14 protein-coding genes are annotated in these 16,406 nt (G+C 52.4%); 4 read left to right on the top strand and 10 right to left on the bottom strand.

From position 1 onward, the window contains the following. The first annotated feature begins 3 nt into the window (after positions 1-3). Complete coding sequence (locus tag OGX90_RS18930; RefSeq protein WP_003034037.1) at positions 4-399, top strand: DUF423 domain-containing protein; 396 nt, start codon at positions 4-6, stop codon at positions 397-399. Further along, positions 392-1,492: a 23S rRNA (cytidine(2498)-2'-O)-methyltransferase RlmM gene (gene rlmM / locus OGX90_RS18925; protein ID WP_003034040.1), complete on the top strand. Its 1,101-nt coding sequence runs from the start codon at positions 392-394 to the stop codon at positions 1,490-1,492. Before OGX90_RS18930 ends, rlmM begins: the two co-directional genes overlap by 8 nt. Positions 1,493-1,527: 35 nt before the next feature. Here the strand turns inward: rlmM and fucR are convergent, their stop codons facing one another. The 5 genes from fucR to fucP all read right to left on the bottom strand — a co-directional run bounded on the left by fucR (position 1,528) and on the right by fucP (position 7,381). Continuing rightward, positions 1,528-2,256 carry an L-fucose operon activator gene (gene fucR / locus OGX90_RS18920; RefSeq protein WP_003825642.1) on the bottom strand — a complete coding sequence of 243 codons (729 nt, stop codon included), beginning with the start codon at positions 2,254-2,256 and terminating at the stop codon, positions 1,528-1,530. Positions 2,257-2,313: 57 nt separating this feature from the next. Continuing rightward, positions 2,314-2,736, bottom strand: a complete 423-nt coding sequence (gene fucU / locus OGX90_RS18915) for an L-fucose mutarotase (protein WP_234692766.1) — start codon at positions 2,734-2,736, stop codon at positions 2,314-2,316. Position 2,737: 1 nt separating this feature from the next. Continuing rightward, positions 2,738-4,156 (bottom strand): L-fuculokinase, encoded by a 1,419-nt coding sequence (gene fucK, locus OGX90_RS18910; protein ID WP_204191819.1) that lies wholly within the window; start codon positions 4,154-4,156, stop codon positions 2,738-2,740. A 107-nt stretch (positions 4,157-4,263) separates the two neighbouring features. Next, a complete protein-coding gene (fucI, locus tag OGX90_RS18905; protein ID WP_003825648.1) occupies positions 4,264-6,039 on the bottom strand; it encodes an L-fucose isomerase in 1,776 nt (591 codons plus the stop codon). A gap of 31 nt (positions 6,040-6,070) precedes the next feature. Next, positions 6,071-7,381: an L-fucose:H+ symporter permease gene (gene fucP, locus OGX90_RS18900; protein WP_008785696.1), complete on the bottom strand. Its 1,311-nt coding sequence runs from the start codon at positions 7,379-7,381 to the stop codon at positions 6,071-6,073. A gap of 563 nt (positions 7,382-7,944) precedes the next feature. On the opposite strand from fucP, the gene fucA reads away from it, so the two are divergent. After that, positions 7,945-8,592, top strand: a complete 648-nt coding sequence (gene fucA / locus OGX90_RS18895) for an L-fuculose-phosphate aldolase (protein ID WP_003825656.1) — start codon at positions 7,945-7,947, stop codon at positions 8,590-8,592. Between the two features lie 11 nt (positions 8,593-8,603). Next, on the top strand, positions 8,604-9,752 hold the full coding sequence (fucO, locus tag OGX90_RS18890; RefSeq protein ID WP_286624507.1) for a lactaldehyde reductase: 1,149 nt from the start codon (positions 8,604-8,606) through the stop codon (positions 9,750-9,752). Positions 9,753-9,828: 76 nt separating this feature from the next. On the opposite strand, the gene xni is transcribed toward fucO, so the two are convergent. The 5 genes from xni to queF form a co-directional block, all read right to left on the bottom strand. After that, complete coding sequence (gene xni / locus OGX90_RS18885; RefSeq protein ID WP_286624505.1) at positions 9,829-10,584, bottom strand: flap endonuclease Xni; 756 nt, start codon at positions 10,582-10,584, stop codon at positions 9,829-9,831. Between the two features lie 169 nt (positions 10,585-10,753). Next, a complete protein-coding gene (locus OGX90_RS18880) occupies positions 10,754-12,121 on the bottom strand; it encodes an L-serine ammonia-lyase (RefSeq protein ID WP_003034070.1) in 1,368 nt (455 codons plus the stop codon). Between the two features lie 53 nt (positions 12,122-12,174). Beyond that, positions 12,175-13,464, bottom strand: coding sequence for an HAAAP family serine/threonine permease (locus OGX90_RS18875; protein ID WP_003034073.1), 1,290 nt, complete (start codon positions 13,462-13,464; stop codon positions 12,175-12,177). A gap of 560 nt (positions 13,465-14,024) precedes the next feature. After that, on the bottom strand, positions 14,025-15,389 hold the full coding sequence (gene ppnN, locus OGX90_RS18870; protein WP_003840366.1) for a nucleotide 5'-monophosphate nucleosidase PpnN: 1,365 nt from the start codon (positions 15,387-15,389) through the stop codon (positions 14,025-14,027). Positions 15,390-15,502: 113 nt separating this feature from the next. After that, a complete protein-coding gene (gene queF / locus OGX90_RS18865; protein WP_234692763.1) occupies positions 15,503-16,351 on the bottom strand; it encodes an NADPH-dependent 7-cyano-7-deazaguanine reductase QueF in 849 nt (282 codons plus the stop codon). Positions 16,352-16,406: the final 55 nt, after the last annotated feature.

Raw genomic sequence — 16,406 nt, 5'->3', positions numbered from 1 at the left:
CAAATGACCAGCCGTTTTATGCTGATTTTTGCCGCCGTAAGTGGCTTTATCTTTGTGGCGTTGGGCGCCTTTGGGGCACATGTTCTGAGCAAAACCCTCGGTGTTGTTGAAATGGGGTGGATTCAGACCGGCCTTGAGTATCAGGCGTTTCATACGCTGGCTATCTTTGGCCTGGCCGTCGCCATGCAACGGCGCATTAGTATTTGGTTTTACTGGAGTAGCGTGTTTCTGGCATTAGGTACAGTGCTGTTTAGCGGCAGCCTGTATTGTCTCGCGCTCTCTCATTTACGCCTGTGGGCGTTTGTTACCCCTGTCGGCGGCTTCAGCTTCCTCGTAGGCTGGGCGCTGATGTTAGTGGGCGCTATTCGATTGAAACGTAAGGGCGTTAGCCATGAATAAGGTTGTATTGTTGTGTCGCCCAGGTTTTGAAAAAGAGTGCGCCGCAGAAATTACGGATAAAGCAGGACGCCGGGAAATCTTCGGTTTTGCCCGCGTGAAAGACAATGCGGGTTACGTCATCTTCGAATGCTATCAGCAGGACGATGCTGAAAAGTTAGTGAAAGAGCTGCCGTTTAGTTCGCTGATTTTTGCGCGTCAAATGTTTGTGGTGGGCGAGCTGCTGCAATACTTACCGCCGGAAGATCGTATTACACCGATCGTTGGCATGTTGCAGGGCGTGGTGGAAAAGGGTGGCGATCTGCGAGTAGAAGTTGCCGACACCAATGAAAGCAAAGAGCTGGTTAAATTTTGCCGTAAATTTACCGTACCGTTGCGTGCAGCGCTGCGCGAAGCGGGCGTACTGGCAAAGTATGAAACGCCAAAGCGTCCGGTGGTTCACGTCTTCTTTATCGCCCCTGGCTGTTGTTATACCGGCTATTCCTGGCCTGACAATAACTCACCGTTTTACATGGGGATTCCGCGTCTGAAGTTTCCAGCCGATGCGCCGAGCCGTTCAACGCTCAAGCTGGAAGAAGCGCTGCACGTGTTTATCCCTGCCGATGAATGGGATGAGCGTCTGGCGAACGGAATGTATGCGGTGGATTTAGGCGCCTGCCCTGGCGGATGGACCTATCAACTGGTTAAACGCAATATGTGGGTTTACTCCGTGGATAACGGTCCGATGGCGCAAAGCCTGATGGATACCGGGCAGGTCACCTGGCTACGTGAAGACGGATTTAAGTACCGTCCGAATCGCAACAACATTTCGTGGATGGTCTGTGACATGGTGGAGAAGCCGGCGAAGGTTGCCGCGCTGATGGCGCAATGGCTGGTTAACGGCTGGTGTCGTGAGACGATCTTCAACCTCAAGCTGCCGATGAAAAAACGCTACGAAGAGGTATCACAGAACCTGGCTTACATTCAGGCCCAGCTTGATGAACATGGTGTAAATGCCCAGATTCAGGCGCGTCAGCTGTATCATGACCGTGAAGAAGTAACTGTTCACGTACGTCGTCTGTGGGCTGCCGTCGGCGGTCGTCGCGACGAGCGATAAGGCTACAATCCTGGCCGGATGGCGGCGTAATCGCCCTATTCGGCCTGGATTGCTTCAATCAGCTGTGTATCTGAAACAATATGCGTCACATCATCCAGATGCCCAATTCTGGCCTCTCCCGAACGATTAAATTTACTTTTATCGATCAGTAATAAAGACTGCGATGCACGCTTAAGCAGAATGGATTTGAAGTCTGCGTTGGTTGCATTTGAGTCCCAGAGCGCACCGTCGCTGTCGATCCCTTCGCAGGAAAAAATAAACAGGTCAATCTCGAGTGGTTTTAGCTGCGAGATAAGCGAGGGATTAACGTAGCAACCGTATTTGCGCTCAAGGCGACCGCCGGAGCTGATAAGCTGAATATGTTCACGTTTAGCCAATTCCTGGCAGATGGGCTGGCTGTTGGTAAAAACGTGAATGTTGATGTCCGGTAACTGTCGCGCCAGATACCAGCAGGTAGAGCTGGCGTCTAAGGCAATCACCATACCTTCTTCGATCCATGCCAACGCTTCACGGGCAATATCCGCTTTGTGTGCATAGTGGCTTTTGAGTCGAATATGAAATGGGTCACCGCTGTCCTGATTTTCCCGGTGAATAACTTTGGCCCGACCGTGGTTGCGTAACACTTTTCCCTGGGTCTGTAACTCGCTGAGATCGCGGCGGATGGTCTCTTTGCTGACGTTAAGCTGCAAAGCCAGGGCTTCGGTTGTCAGGCTTTTGTGGTTAGTAAGCAGATCTACGATTGCCTGCTGGCGCGCCGCTTTCATGTTCTGATCCTCATCTAATGATGAATGCCCGTACCTGACGGGCATTCTGACCAGAGATTACGGCGTTACCCCTTTTTTTAAAAGAATATTCCCGTACTTTGCCCGCTCTCCTGTGATAACGATCGCAAACGCCTTTTGTGCTCGTTCGTAAAAGGCATAGCGGTCAATACGCGTGATGTCCGGGCAGGGGGTCTGTAATGTAAGCGCCTGACGATAGCGAGTCTCAACGTCAGGATCGAGAGTGTCACCTTCAACCGCAGCCATCATCACCAGCGGTGGGGCGTAGCTGTCCAGTTCAAATAGCGGAATAAGCGCCTGCAGCAGATCGCTGACCAGCAGACCGTCAGCGCGGATGACCTGTGGCCCCATGCTGTTGGCCGGGAAGTGGGCATCGGAAAAGATAATCTCATCGCCGTGTCCCATTTCGGCCAGCACTTTCAGTAAGTCGGGGGAAATTAAGGGAGATATCGTTTTAAGCATGTTACTCGACTCCTGTGAGTTCGGATTCGGTTTGCGGATAGAAGTAACGGTACTGATAGCGCACCTGTTCGCGCGCCTGCTCCGGGGAGGTAAATTCCCCGATGCCTGACCAGGCAAACATTGCGGCGCCTGCCACGGTGGTTTCGGCATCATCCAGAACTTTGACAGGGATCCCGAGAACGTTCGCTTTGATTTGGTTCCACAAGATGTTGCGGCTGCCCCCGCCAACTAATAGCAGTTCAGAGGCCTGGAAATGGCCGATTTTTTCCAGCGTTTGCAGATTCCGCTGCAGCTGTTCTGTCAGTCCTTCCAGCGCGGCGCGATAAAAGTGCCCACGGGTAGTATTGAGGGTAACCCCTTGCCAGCCCGCATTCTGACAGGCCAGCAGGTCGCAGTGCATCTTCACCCCTTCGGCACCAGCGGGAATATCCCGAGCTTCATCAATCAACGTTTGCCAGGGCGTGTCCGCGGTCCATAACAGCTTACGAACCCATTCAAGCACACCGGAGGCCAGCCACTGCATACCGGGATTGTTAAGCCCAGCCTGACTATCCAGCTCACAGGTGGAGCCCGCATAATGACTGAGCAGGGAGGTGTTTACCTGCGCACTGCGTACCATCAGAATTTCCCATGTGCCGGAAGAGAGTACCGGTTCATCCTGTTGGGCTCCTGCGCCAAATAGCGCAAACTGTGTGTCGTGTCCGGCAGAGATGACTGGAATACCCTCTGGAAGTCCGAGCTGGCTGGCGGCCTCGCGTTGCAGTACCCCAATTTGTTCGCCTGCTTCAACCAGGCGCGGAAACAGGCGACGCGGTATGCCTGTTGCCTGCAAAATGTCCTGGCTGAAATCACGTTGCTGGATATCCAGCATCTGGCTGGTTCCCGCCATGGTGATGTCAGTTGTGAACTCGCCGGTTAAACGTTGGTTGATAAGCGACGAGATAAACAGCCAGGCGTGCGCCTGTTCCAGTAATTGCGGGTGGTTCTCTTTCAGCCACACCAGTTTGTACAGCGTATTGAAGCTAAACGCCCCAACGCCGGAGATTTCCTGCAGTTGCTGCGGTGACATGTAGCGATGGATATTCTCCATTACCGCTGCGGTACGTGGGCATTTCCAGCTGATCACCGGATACAGTTGTTTGCCGTTCTTATCCACCAGCGCGCCATCCACGCCGAAGGTGGTGACGGCGATCCCGCGAATTTGGCAGGCGGCCAATTGTGAGGAAAGCCGCTGACAGCAGTCGGCAAAGCGCTGCAGAATGGCCTCCAGCGACCATTGGTGCCAGGCACTGTTTTCTGCGGCGATGTCACTGGCGTTCGGGGTCGCTGCGCGGGCGACAATCTTTCCCTGTCGGTCAACGGCAATGGCCCGTACGTTGGTCGCGCCACAGTCGAGAACCAGAATAACCTCTTGTTTCATAATTGCTCCTGGGAGATTACCTATTGCCGGATGGCGGCTTCGCCTTATCCGGCCTACAAAACCGTGTGCTTCGTAGGCCGCGCCGCCATCAGGCAATCGCTCGATGTTTAACGCTTATACAGCGGACCGTAGTTCTGACAAGCGCGGTAATCCTGACCTTCCGTATCCATACCGTGGGCGGCCCAGGAGGAAGGACGATAAATTTTCTCGTCTTCCACGTTGTGCATGCACACCGGGATACGCAGCATGGCAGCCAGAGTGATAAAGTCCGCACCTACGTGACCAATCGTCAGCACCCCGTGGTTAGCGCCCCAGTTAGCCATGACGGAATAGACGTCGCTGAACGGGCCCTTGCCGGTTAAGCGCGGAGCAAACCAGGTGGTTGGCCATGTGGAGTTGGTACGCGCATCAAGCTGGTCGTGCATATCTTTCGGCAACTCCACGCTCCAGCCTTCCGCGATTTGCAGCACCGGTCCCAACCCTTTGATGATGTTGATACGGCTCATGGTGAACGGCACACCGCCTTCAGTCAGGAAGCGAGATGAGTAACCGCCCCCGCGGAAGTATTCGTGAATAGCCGGGCACCATTCGGTTGCCGCTAGGCATTCATCCGCCTCTTTCTGCGAGATTTCCCAGTGTGGTTTCATGGTCGGTTTACCTTCGCTGTCGCGCTGTTTGCAGGAACCGTCCAGTGCCGCAGAACCGGAGTTAATCAAGTGAATGATGCCGTGCTCAGCAAGGCCGGTCAGCGGTTTACCCGTCACGCGTTCAACCGCCTCTGGCGACCAGTAGGTGCGCACATCGGCAAAGACCTGGGCCGTGCCGGTGAGTTGATGGCCGAACAGCATCGCCACGCCGTTCAGGCTGTCGTTTTCGGTTGCGACAACGAACGGTTCACGAACGCCATTCCAGTCAAAGGAACTGTTGAGCAACGCTTCGGCGGTATCGCCATTTGGGTATTGATCGGTCCAGTGACGCTGGCCCTGGAAGCCTGCGGCGATCGCGTTATAGCCCAGGGATTCTTCGACCAGACCTTTGTCTGCCAGCTTTTTGTTACCCTGCATCATGTCGCGAATGCACATAGCCATCAGCAGGCTTTCTTTCAGCACTGCGCGGCTTTGTTCAGCGTTACGCTTATATTGCTGCGCGTTCTGATCTTCGCCGTAGCGGAAGTTTTTGTCCGCCCACGCCAGCGCCATTTCCAGCTCGGTTTCATCATAGATTTTCTGGTCAATGCGACGACGCAGCTCGGTCATATCAACCGCCTGCACCTTCATACCCAGCCAGGATTCAAAGAAGTTATGGTCGACGATAGAACCGGCGATGCCCATTGATACACCACCGACAGACAGGTAGCTTTTCCCTTTCATACTGGCGACCGCTAAGCCGGCACGGGCAAAGCGCAGCAGTTTTTCTTCAACATCGGCAGGGATAGATGTGTCGTCTGCATCCTGTACGTCATGACCATAGATGGAGAAGGCAGGAAGGCCTTTTTGGCTGTGAGCTGCCAGTGCGGCGGCCAGGTAAACCGCCCCCGGACGTTCCGTGCCGTTGAAGCCCCAGATCGCTTTCGGGCGCATCGGATCCATGTCGATAGTTTCACTGCCGTAGCACCAACATGGGGTAACGGTAATCGTCACGCCAACATTCTGGCTGCTGAATTTTTCTTCACAGGCTGCGGATTCCGCCATGCCGGCGATACAGGTATCGGCAATCACACATTCAATTTGTGCGCCGCAGGCATGACGAAGTTTTTCAGTGATAAGCGCTGCGGTAGCTTTAGCCATATTCATGGTTTGCTCTTCGAGCGACTCACGTACACCCATACGACGTCCGTCAATAACCGGGCGAATACCAATTTTTGGTAAGCTGATTTTTTTCATCACAGATTCCTCACGTTATTCGGATAAATATTCAGTTGGCTGCCGTTTGTGAACGGAAGCGGGCAAAAATAAAGATGATGGCGAAGCAAAGCGCCGGGACCAGTTCAGCGGTCGGGATATTGCCAGCGGCATCGCTGACAAAGCCCATCACCGGGGTCACAATGCCGCCGCCAATGATTGTCATGACGATAAAAGACGAGCCGTATTTGGTGTCTTGTCCCAGATTTTTGATCCCCAGAGAAAAAATGGTTGGGTACTGAATCGACATAAATGCGCTGCACAACGTCAGGGCCAGCAGGCCGATCTGGCCACCGGTGAAGGCGGAAATCAGGCACAGAATCATGGCAAGCAGGGCATATGCGGCCAGCACTTTATGCGGCGCAAAACGACTGATAAGCCAGGTGCCGGAGAAACGACCGATAAAGAAGCACACCATGGTGCCGGTCAGGTAGTTGGCGGCGAAACCTGGCGTCATGCCTGGGATCTCTTCGATTGCGTAGCGAATCAGGTAGCTCCAGCAGGCAGTTTGTGCACCGACGTAGCAGAACTGCGCCAGTACCGCCCAACGCCAGTGGCGAATGCGCACCAGGCGGGAAAGGGACGCGGAGAATGAACTCTGAGCGTTGTCACTGTGATCGTCACTTTGCAGGGTCGGAAACTTGGTAAACATGATCAGCAGGGCGACCAGCAAAACGACCGCGACGATGATCATATAAGGGGTTTGAACCGATAACACCAGGCTGTGCTTGTAGGCGCTTAGCTGTTCTGGCGCCATCTTATCGAGTACGTCTTGAGATTGATGTGGCACATTAGACAAAATAAGACTTTGCCCAAAAACAACCGCAATAATGGCACCAAATGAGTTAAAAGTTTGCGCGAGATTTAATCGGAAGTGACCGCCGCTTTCCGGGCCCAGTACGGTTACAAAGGGGTTGGCAGCCGTTTCCAGACAACCTAAGCCCGCCGCAATAATAAATAGGCCAATCAGGAATAAGGTGTAATTCATTACCTCAGCCGCTGGCCAGAATAATGCTGCACCGATGGCATATAAGAATAATCCGGTAATAATGCCTGCTTTATAACTTAGTTTTTTCATCAGGATCCCGGCTGGGATTGGAATGACGAAATAACCAAAATAAAAAGCAGATTGAATCAGACCAGCCTGAAAGTTTGTTAATGTAAAAGCTTGCTGAAATTGTGGTAATAAAATGTCATTAAGATTATTGGCAACCGCCCAAAGAAAAAACAGTGAACAGAGTAACGCGAAGGGAATGACATAATTTTTTGTCTGCCCCCGCTCTACCGCATGAAAACTTTGTGTTTGTATTGATGTGTTTCCCATAGCATCCTCATCAGTTCATAAGCATGTTCAACAGCTTAAGAGTACGATTGGTGATTTTTACCAACCTGCTAATCCAGGTGAGTTCCGGTAACCTGCCAGATAAAATTGGCCTTCATGAATGAACTCATGAATTCATTTTCAAATAAAAACCGGCCATTAATATGATGGTGGTCACATTTATGCTCAGGGTGTGGGTTTATGTGATTATCATCACTTTAATTTCTTTAAAACAATGACCGTTTGAGAAAAATAAATTAAAAAGCCACAGGGATAATGCCCGAATTAATTAGTTAAGTGGAAAACGGGCAATGGTAACAATTTATTCGCAAATGACCGTTTTACAATGGTTTTATTAAGAACGGACATTTTGCAATTGTAATATTATGCCTGCATGTTTTTATTCAGCGTTATTAGTTGATGAACATCACAAAATCCAGTGCTAAAAATTCCCTTCTCTTTATTCAGCATGATGATAGTTAGCAAATACCCGCTTAAATCAACAGAGCGTCGAGGTATTAGCAATGTTCTGTTGTCGCATTTTGACTCACTGAGAGAGGTAAGTAATGGAACGAAATACGCTGGCACGGCAGATTATCAATACCTGCCTGGAAATGACCCGTCTGGGGTTGAATCAGGGGACTGCGGGTAATGTAAGTGTGCGTTACCAGGACGGGATGTTAATTACCCCGACGGGTATTCCGTATGACAAACTCACCGAATCCCACATTGTGTACATCAACGCTGAGGGGCAGCACGAAGAAGGGAAATTACCTTCCAGCGAGTGGCGGTTCCATATGGCCGCTTATCAGACGCGTCCCGATGCTCAGGCGGTGGTCCATAATCATGCCGTGCATTGTACTGCTGTTTCTATTCTCAATCGGCCAATCCCGGCAATCCATTACATGATTGCGGCGGCTGGCGGTAACTCAATTCCCTGTGCGCCATATGCGACGTTTGGTACGCGTGAGCTTTCCGAGCACGTTGCGGTAGCGCTGAAAAACCGAAAAGCAACGCTGTTGCAGCATCATGGGCTGATCGCCTGCGAGGAAAATCTGGAAAAAGCCCTGTGGTTAGCGCATGAAGTGGAAGTGCTGGCGCAGCTTTATCTCAGCACGCTGGCGATTACCGATCCGGTTCCGGTACTGGACGATGAGGCTATCGCTATTGTGCTGGAAAAATTCAAAACATATGGATTGCGTATTGAGGAATAGGAGATAAAACGATGGCGAACAGAATGATTCTGAACGAAACGGCATGGTTTGGCCGGGGAGCTGTTGGCGCATTAACCGATGAAGTTATTCGTCGTGGTTATTGCAAAGCATTGATTGTGACTGATAAAAATCTGGTGCAGTGCGGCATTGTTGAGAAGGTGACTTCCCGAATGGATGCTGCAGGTCTGGCATGGGAAATCTATTCAGGCGTTATTCCTAATCCAACCATTGCGGTAGTGCAGGAAGGATTGAGTGTCTTTCAGCAAAGCGGCGCAGACTATCTGGTCGCCATTGGCGGTGGCTCCCCGCAGGACACCTGTAAAGCGATTGGCATTATTAACAATAACCCGGAGTTTGCGGATGTACGCAGCCTTGAAGGGTTATCGCCGACACGCTTCCCGAGCGTGCCAGTTATGGCTATACCAACCACTGCGGGAACGGCGGCGGAAGTGACCATTAACTACGTGATCACTGACGAAGAGAATCGGCGTAAGTTTGTTTGTGTCGATCCACATGACATCCCGCAGGTGGCGTTCATTGATGCTGACATGATGGACGGCATGCCTGCTGCATTAAAAGCGGCTACTGGCGTAGATGCACTGACTCATGCCATTGAAGGCTACATCACGCGGGCTGCGTGGGCGCTTACCGATGCGCTGCACATTAAAGCCATCGAAATTATTGCCGGGTCATTACGCGGTTCCGTTGCGGGCGACAGCCAGGCGGGGGAAGCGATGGCTCTGGGCCAGTACGTTGCCGGGATGGGTTTCTCCAACGTAGGTCTGGGATTAGTGCATGGCATGGCACACCCGTTAGGCGCGTTCTACAACACGCCGCACGGCGTCGCGAATGCCATTTTGCTGCCGCACGTGATGCACTATAACGCCGAATTCACTGGGGAAAAATTCCGCGATATCGCCCGGGTAATGGGGGTTAAGGTTGAAGGACTGACGCTGGCAGAGGCACGCAAAGCGGCGGTGAATGCCGTCTTCGCCCTTAATCGCGATGTAGGTATCCCACTGCATCTACGCGATGTTGGCGTCCGTAAAGAGGATATTCCTGCGCTGGCGCAAGCCGCATTTGACGATGTTTGTACCGGGGGAAATCCGCGTGAAGCGAGCCTTGGGGATATCGTTGAGCTGTACCATACCGCCTGGTAATCACCTGGCGCTTATCTGGCCTACAGGGTTGTACGGTAAGTAGGCCGGATAAGCGCAGCGCCATCCGGAAATAAGGCTACCGCGCAAGCCGTAGCTGCTGTAGGTTTCCGTCGATATGTAAGTCTGTTTGCAGCCGCGCGATATCGCGGCACAAAAAAGCCATCTCCCGATGTTCTTCGAGTTTCTTGCGCCATTTCTCCGGTACATCATCCAGGTGTTCATACAGCGCTTCCAGCGTTGGAAACTGTGCCAGCAGTTGTGTGGCACTTTTAGGACCAATACCGGCAACCCCCGGTATTTTAGAACTGCTGATCCCGGCCAGTCCCCAGTAATCAGGCAATTGTTGCGGCAGTACGCCGAACTCTTTCTCGATAAACGGCGCATCCAGCCAGCGTTTCTGGAAATAATCGCGAATCCGCAGCGTTGGGGAGAGTAGCTGACAGTAGCCTTTATCGGTTGAGACGATAGTCGCCTGGTGTCCCGCCTGGCTAACTTTCACCGCCAGAGAGGCGGCTAAATCATCGGCTTCATTCCCGCTGGATACCCAGCAGCAGACGCCGCGCTGTTCAAAAGCGGCGCGTAAGGCGGGCATTTCCTGGTGTAAATCGTCAGGCATCGGCGGGCGACCGGCTTTGTAGTCAGGTAACCGTTGGTGACGCCAGCCGCTGTTACGCGCTTCGTCATCAAATACCGCCACGGCGTGCGTGGGCTGACTGTGCACAATCAGCTGATCGAGCGCGTGCTGGCATGTCTCCACGCAGGGGGAGCCCTGTACGGCGTGAATACGGCGGATGAGATTCAGTGCATCAACAATGAGCAGGTGGACGGCCACGGTGTTCTCCCTAACAAATTAGTCTGTAGGGTAACATTCACGACGAGTGGAGACGAGCATTGCGAAAGAGCGCTATCCGTAAGCCTGATAAGCGAAGCGCCATCAGGCAATAAAAGCCGGATGCGGCGAGCGCCTTATCCGGCCTACAGATACGAAAATGTGCTGAGAATTAATCGCAGGTGACAATCTTCATCGCCAGACCACCACGAGAGGTTTCGCGGTATTTGGCGTTCATGTCTTTACCGGTTTCGTACATGGTCTCGATAACTTTATCGAGGCACACGCGTGGTTCACTGGTACGGCGCAGCGCCATACGTGCAGCGTTCACTGCTTTAACCGAAGCAATGGCATTACGCTCAATGCACGGTACCTGAACCTGGCCGGCAACCGGGTCGCAGGTCAGACCCAGGTTGTGTTCCATACCGATTTCTGCCGCGATGCACACCTGCATTGGGCTACCACCCAGCAGTTCAGCCAGACCAGCCGCTGCCATGGAGCAGGCGACGCCAACTTCACCCTGACAGCCGACTTCGGCACCAGAGATAGAGGCGTTCATCTTGTACAGTGAACCAATGGCGCTCGCGACCAGCATGTAGCGTGCCAGCGAGTTAGCGTTCACTTCACGGATAAACTTGTCGTAATACGCCAGTACGGCAGGAACAATCCCGCATGCACCGTTGGTTGGTGCAGTCACCACGCGTCCACCGGCTGCGTTTTCTTCGTTCACGGCCAGCGCGAACATGTTGATCCAGTCAACAACCGCCATCGGGTCGGTGGTGGTTTTGTCGCTGCTGACCAGCATGCGACGCAGCGCAGCAGCACGACGCGGAACGCGCAGTTTGCCCGGCAATACACCTTCGGTGGTGATGCCGCGTTCAATCCCGCTACGCATCACTTCCCAGACGTTAGCAAAGTGCTGTTCCAGCTCTTCTTTGCTGTGCAGCGCCAGTTCGTTTTGCATCATCAGACCGGAAAGCGACAGGCCGGTTTCCTGGCAATGACGTTGCAAATCAGCTGCAGATTTATACGGATATGGCACGTTTACCGGAGAGTTGTTCGGTAAACCAAAATGTTCTTCATCAACGATGAACCCACCGCCAATGGAATAGTAAGTCTGGCTGTAAATAGCCTTTTCGCCCGCCAGTGCGGTAATGCGCATCCCGTTTTCGTGCAGGGACAGATTGTCCGCATGGAAATTCATGCACTTGTCGACCGGGAACTCGACCTCATGTTGACCGTCTGCCAGCAGCAAACGCCCATGAGTATTCACATCCTGGATAAAGGACGGAATGGCATCAATGTCTACGGTATCCGGCAGATTACCCGCCAGGCCCATAATTATCGCGATGTCGGTATGGTGACCTTTCCCCGTCAGAGATAAAGAGCCATAGACATCAACCACTACGCGGGTTACGTCAGTGAGAATTCCGCGTGCAATCAGGTCATCCGTGAATTGTTTGCCTGCTTTCATCGGGCCAACAGTGTGGGAGCTGGAAGGGCCAATGCCGATTTTGAAAATATCGAATACGCTAATCATGAGGCGTCCATTGTGTATCGAGGTGCGCCGCCCCGAGGAGCGGCGCAGGGGAATTAACTGAACAGAGAGTAGAAAATAGCGGAGATAGCGATCAGGCCCATAATCACAACGAAGACGTTGCTGATATGGCCGCTGTACTTACGCATTGCCGGTACTTTCTGAATGGCATACATCGGCATCAGGAACAGAATCATCGCGATGATTGGGCCACCCAGGGTCTCAATCATGCCGAGGATGCTTGGGTTCAGCGTCGCCACAATCCAAGTGGTTACCAGCATGAACAGCGCAGTGATTTTGTTCAGTTTGTTGATTTCGATGGATTTGCCTTTGCCACGCAGAGACTTAATCACCATACCATTGAAGCCTTCACGTGCGCCCAGGTAGTGGCCCAGGAAGGATTTGGTGATAGCGATAATCGCGATGATCGGTGCCATCCAGGCAATAATCGGCGCGTTAAAGTGGTTCGCCAGGTAAGACAGAATCGAGATGTTCTGCTCTTTCGCTGCTGCCAGGTCCGCCGGAGTCAGGCTGAACACGCAGCTGAAGACGAAGAACATAACGGTCAGTACCATCATGATGTGAGCGAATGCCAGAATCTTGGAGCATTTTTTCTCTGCTTCATCACCGTACTCTTCACGCTTCGCCACGGCGAAGGAGGAGATGATCGGGGAGTGGTTGAAGGAGAACACCATTACCGGAATTGCCAGCCACAGGGTCAGCAGCAGGCCGTTGCCGGTGGTTGCCGCAGAGTCAAATGACATGGTTTCCAGAATCGCACCGCTCCACTGAGGGATCAGGTACAGCGCCAGCAGCATCAGAGCCGCAACAAACGGGAATACCAGGATGCTCATCGCCTTAACGATCATCTGCTCACCGAAGCGCACGATGGTCATCATGCCGACAATCAGGATCAGTGACAGGATTGCGCGCGGCGGCGGCGTAATCGCCAACTGGTGGGTCAGGAAGCTTTCAACCGTGTTGGTGATTGCTACGCTGTAAACCAACAGAATCGGGTAGATAGCGAAGAAGTAGAGCAGGGTAATCAGTTTACCTGCACCAACACCAAAGTGTTCTTCTACAACTTCGGTGATGTCTTCACCCGGATTTTTACCGGACAGCACAAAGCGAGTCAGACCGCGGTGTGCAAAGAAGGTCATTGGGAAGGCAAGGATCGCCATGATGATCAGCGGGATCATGCCGCCTACGCCTGCGTTAATCGGCAGGAACAATACACCCGCCCCAATCGCCGTGCCGTAAAGGCCCAGCATCCACATGGTGTCTGTTTTGCGCCATGCGCTGCGGGTCTGGCCCGTAACGATAGTGCTGGTTTGAGTGTTTTCCATCTATTTCTCCTGGAGGAAGCTTAAAAAGTCGGGTTTGGGGTCAATCCAATGAGAAAGTACCCGACTGTAAATCGAAATTCGTTGAGCGATTTTTATATAATTTTTCGCCGTAATAATTTTCGGGCGGAAAGATACATTTTAGTAATGAATGTATCAGTGATCGGGATCCCAAATGCAATAATCCACCTTTTATGTGGATAAATTTGGGCCATTAATCTGTTAAAAAATAGTCAAAGCGAATTTACGGGCGCGAAGGCTAACATTAACGACATATCTCATGAAAGCGAAGGCGCGAAGATAGGCGTGTTCAGCTGTAAAAACTGTTGTTTTTAGATGATTTCGGCGACTAATAATAATTTTCTAAGATAAATCACGGTTGGTTTTTCAAGGTAATCGTTTGCGTGACGCGCTGTTTTTAATGAATCATCACTGGTATTTATATGATTGTCGGGGCTATGTGACTGGTATCACTAAAAAAAGCCGGGAGGCAAGTGCGCCAAACCCGGCTTTGATATGGACAAAACTGTCACCGCTATAGCGCTGCTAGCGGGTGTTGAAGGTCAGGCGCAGATCTCGTAGCAAGGGATGTACGCGGAGCCTGGCAACTTCATGCGATGTTGTGCAACAAAGCCCTGCAGGAGATCGTCCATGCGGCGCATCATTTCGCGGTCACCGTGGATTTTGTACGGGCCAAACTCTTCGATGGCGCGAATGCCGACCTCCTTCACGTTACCGGCCACAATACCCGAGAATGCACGACGCAGGTCGGCGGCCAATACTTCAACGGGTTGATCCGGGTACAGCTTAAGGTTGGCCATGTTTTCATGGGACGGCTCGAACGGCATCTGCAGATCGGGCGCGATACGAATCGACCAGTTAAAGCTGTAAGCATCTCCTGTGTCGCGACGGTTTTCTTTCACCAGCGGCATCGCTTTTTTCATCAGACGTGCCACTTCTGCCGCATCGTCAATGATAATGCGATAGTGGCGACGCGCATCTTCCCCCAGCGTGTGCACGATAAATTCGTCCAACACGCGGAAGTAATCCGCACTCTCTTTTGGTCCGGTCAGGATCAGCGGCAGCACTTGATCTTTGTTGGCCGGATTCATCAGGATCCCTAGCAGATACAGCAGCTCTTCTGCTGTCCCTACGCCACCCGGGAATATGATAATACCGTGGGCGATACGCACGAACGCTTCCAGACGTTTTTCAATGTCCGGCATGATGATCAGTTCGTTTACCAGCGGGTTAGGCGGTTCAGCGGCGATGATTGACGGTTCGGTCATGCCAATAAAGCGGCTGTCTTTGTATCGCTGCTGGGCGTGGCCGACCGCAGCGCCTTTCATTGGCGCTTCCATCGCCCCCGGACCGCAGCCGGTACAGATGTTCAGTTCGCGCAGACCCAGTTGGGTGCCGACGCGACGGGCATACAGGTACTCATTTTCGTTGATTGAGTGACCGCCCCAGCAGACGACCATGTTCGGCGCTTCACCGACGTGCAGCGCCCGGGCATTACGCAGGATCGAGAATACGAGGTTGGTAATATGCACCGAGCTTTCGAGATCCAGATGCTGAAAACGACCGGCGTTATGGATCTGTCCATTTACGAACAGAATGTCGCGCAGTACGGCAAACAGGTTAGCCTGTAGCGCACGAATAATGCGTCCATCAACAAACGCATCTTCAGGTGGGTTGATCAGTTCCAGCTTCACGCCCCGTTCGCGGCGCAGTACGTTAATATCGAAACTTTCAAAGCGGGACAGCAGTTCTTTACTGTTGTCGGTCAAACTGCCGGAGTTCAGAACGGCAAGCGAACAGTTACGAAACAGTTGATACAGGTCGCTGCTGGCCGTGCGTTTAAGCATATCGACTTCCAGCTGCGACAACATGTCCATTGAGCCAAGCGGGCTAATATGTGTAATCAAGTAAACTCCTTATGGGACGCAACACGTCATTCCCTATTGATTACAATAGCCCTGGCTTATGACCTTTCACAACCTTGCGCGCGGAATCCGGCACGCAAAATTGAGAAAAAAGATTACTGACGTACCAGACGACCGGTTGCCGGAGTGAAATCGGTGTTGGTGCGCCATGGGTTAATGTCCAGACCACCACGTCGCGTGTAGCGTGCGTAGACGCTCAGTTTCTCTGGCTGGCAGAAGCGCAGAATGTCATTGAAAATACGTTCCACGCACTGCTCATGAAATTCATTATGGTGGCGGAAGGAGACCAGATAACGCAGCAGCATCTCTCTGTCGATTTTCCGTCCACAATACTGAATTTGTATGGAGCCCCAGTCGGGCTGGTGGGTGATCAGACAGTTGGATTTCAGCAGGTGGCTGACCAGCGTCTCTTCGACTGCCTTTTCACCGCTCACGGCATTTTCCAGATACGCAGTGCTGAACTGATAGTTGTCGATGACGATATCCTGATTGTCGATACAGGTCCCATTAAAGTGGGCTATCGGCTGCCCTTCCAGTTCGTCAAGGCGGTACAGCGCCACGCTGACATCGCCCTGAGCGCAGGCGCGCAGATCGTTTTCCAGCGTCTGGCGTACCGCGTCCCAGGAATCAAAACGCGTCTGGTTAAAACTGTTCAGGTACAGCTTAAAGCTTTTCGACTCAATCAGATTTACGCTGGTGTAATCCAGCTCCACATGACCGACCGCAACCTGCGGTAAGCCGTTGGCATTCAGCCACGACAGTTCATATAGCGTCCAGATATCCGCACCGTGAAAAGGCAAGTTATCGGCCTTTAAATCCAGCGGGTCGCGATTCAGGCTGCGCGGAACGCCCTGCAACAGACTTGCATCGTAATTGTCTCGGTAATCCGTTGATTTACCGAGTGTCAGGCCGTTAAGCGCCTGATGATTTTCATAAGAGGACATGTTTCACCGTCATAAACCAGATACACTATGCGACAAGTGTATCCTGGCTTTTGTG

The organism is Citrobacter sp. Cpo012 (genome assembly GCF_030333015.1).
Lineage (GTDB): Bacteria > Pseudomonadota > Gammaproteobacteria > Enterobacterales > Enterobacteriaceae > Citrobacter > Citrobacter portucalensis.
The sequence above is the reverse complement of the archived record's forward strand: the minus strand, read 5'-3'. Positions and strand labels throughout refer to the sequence as shown.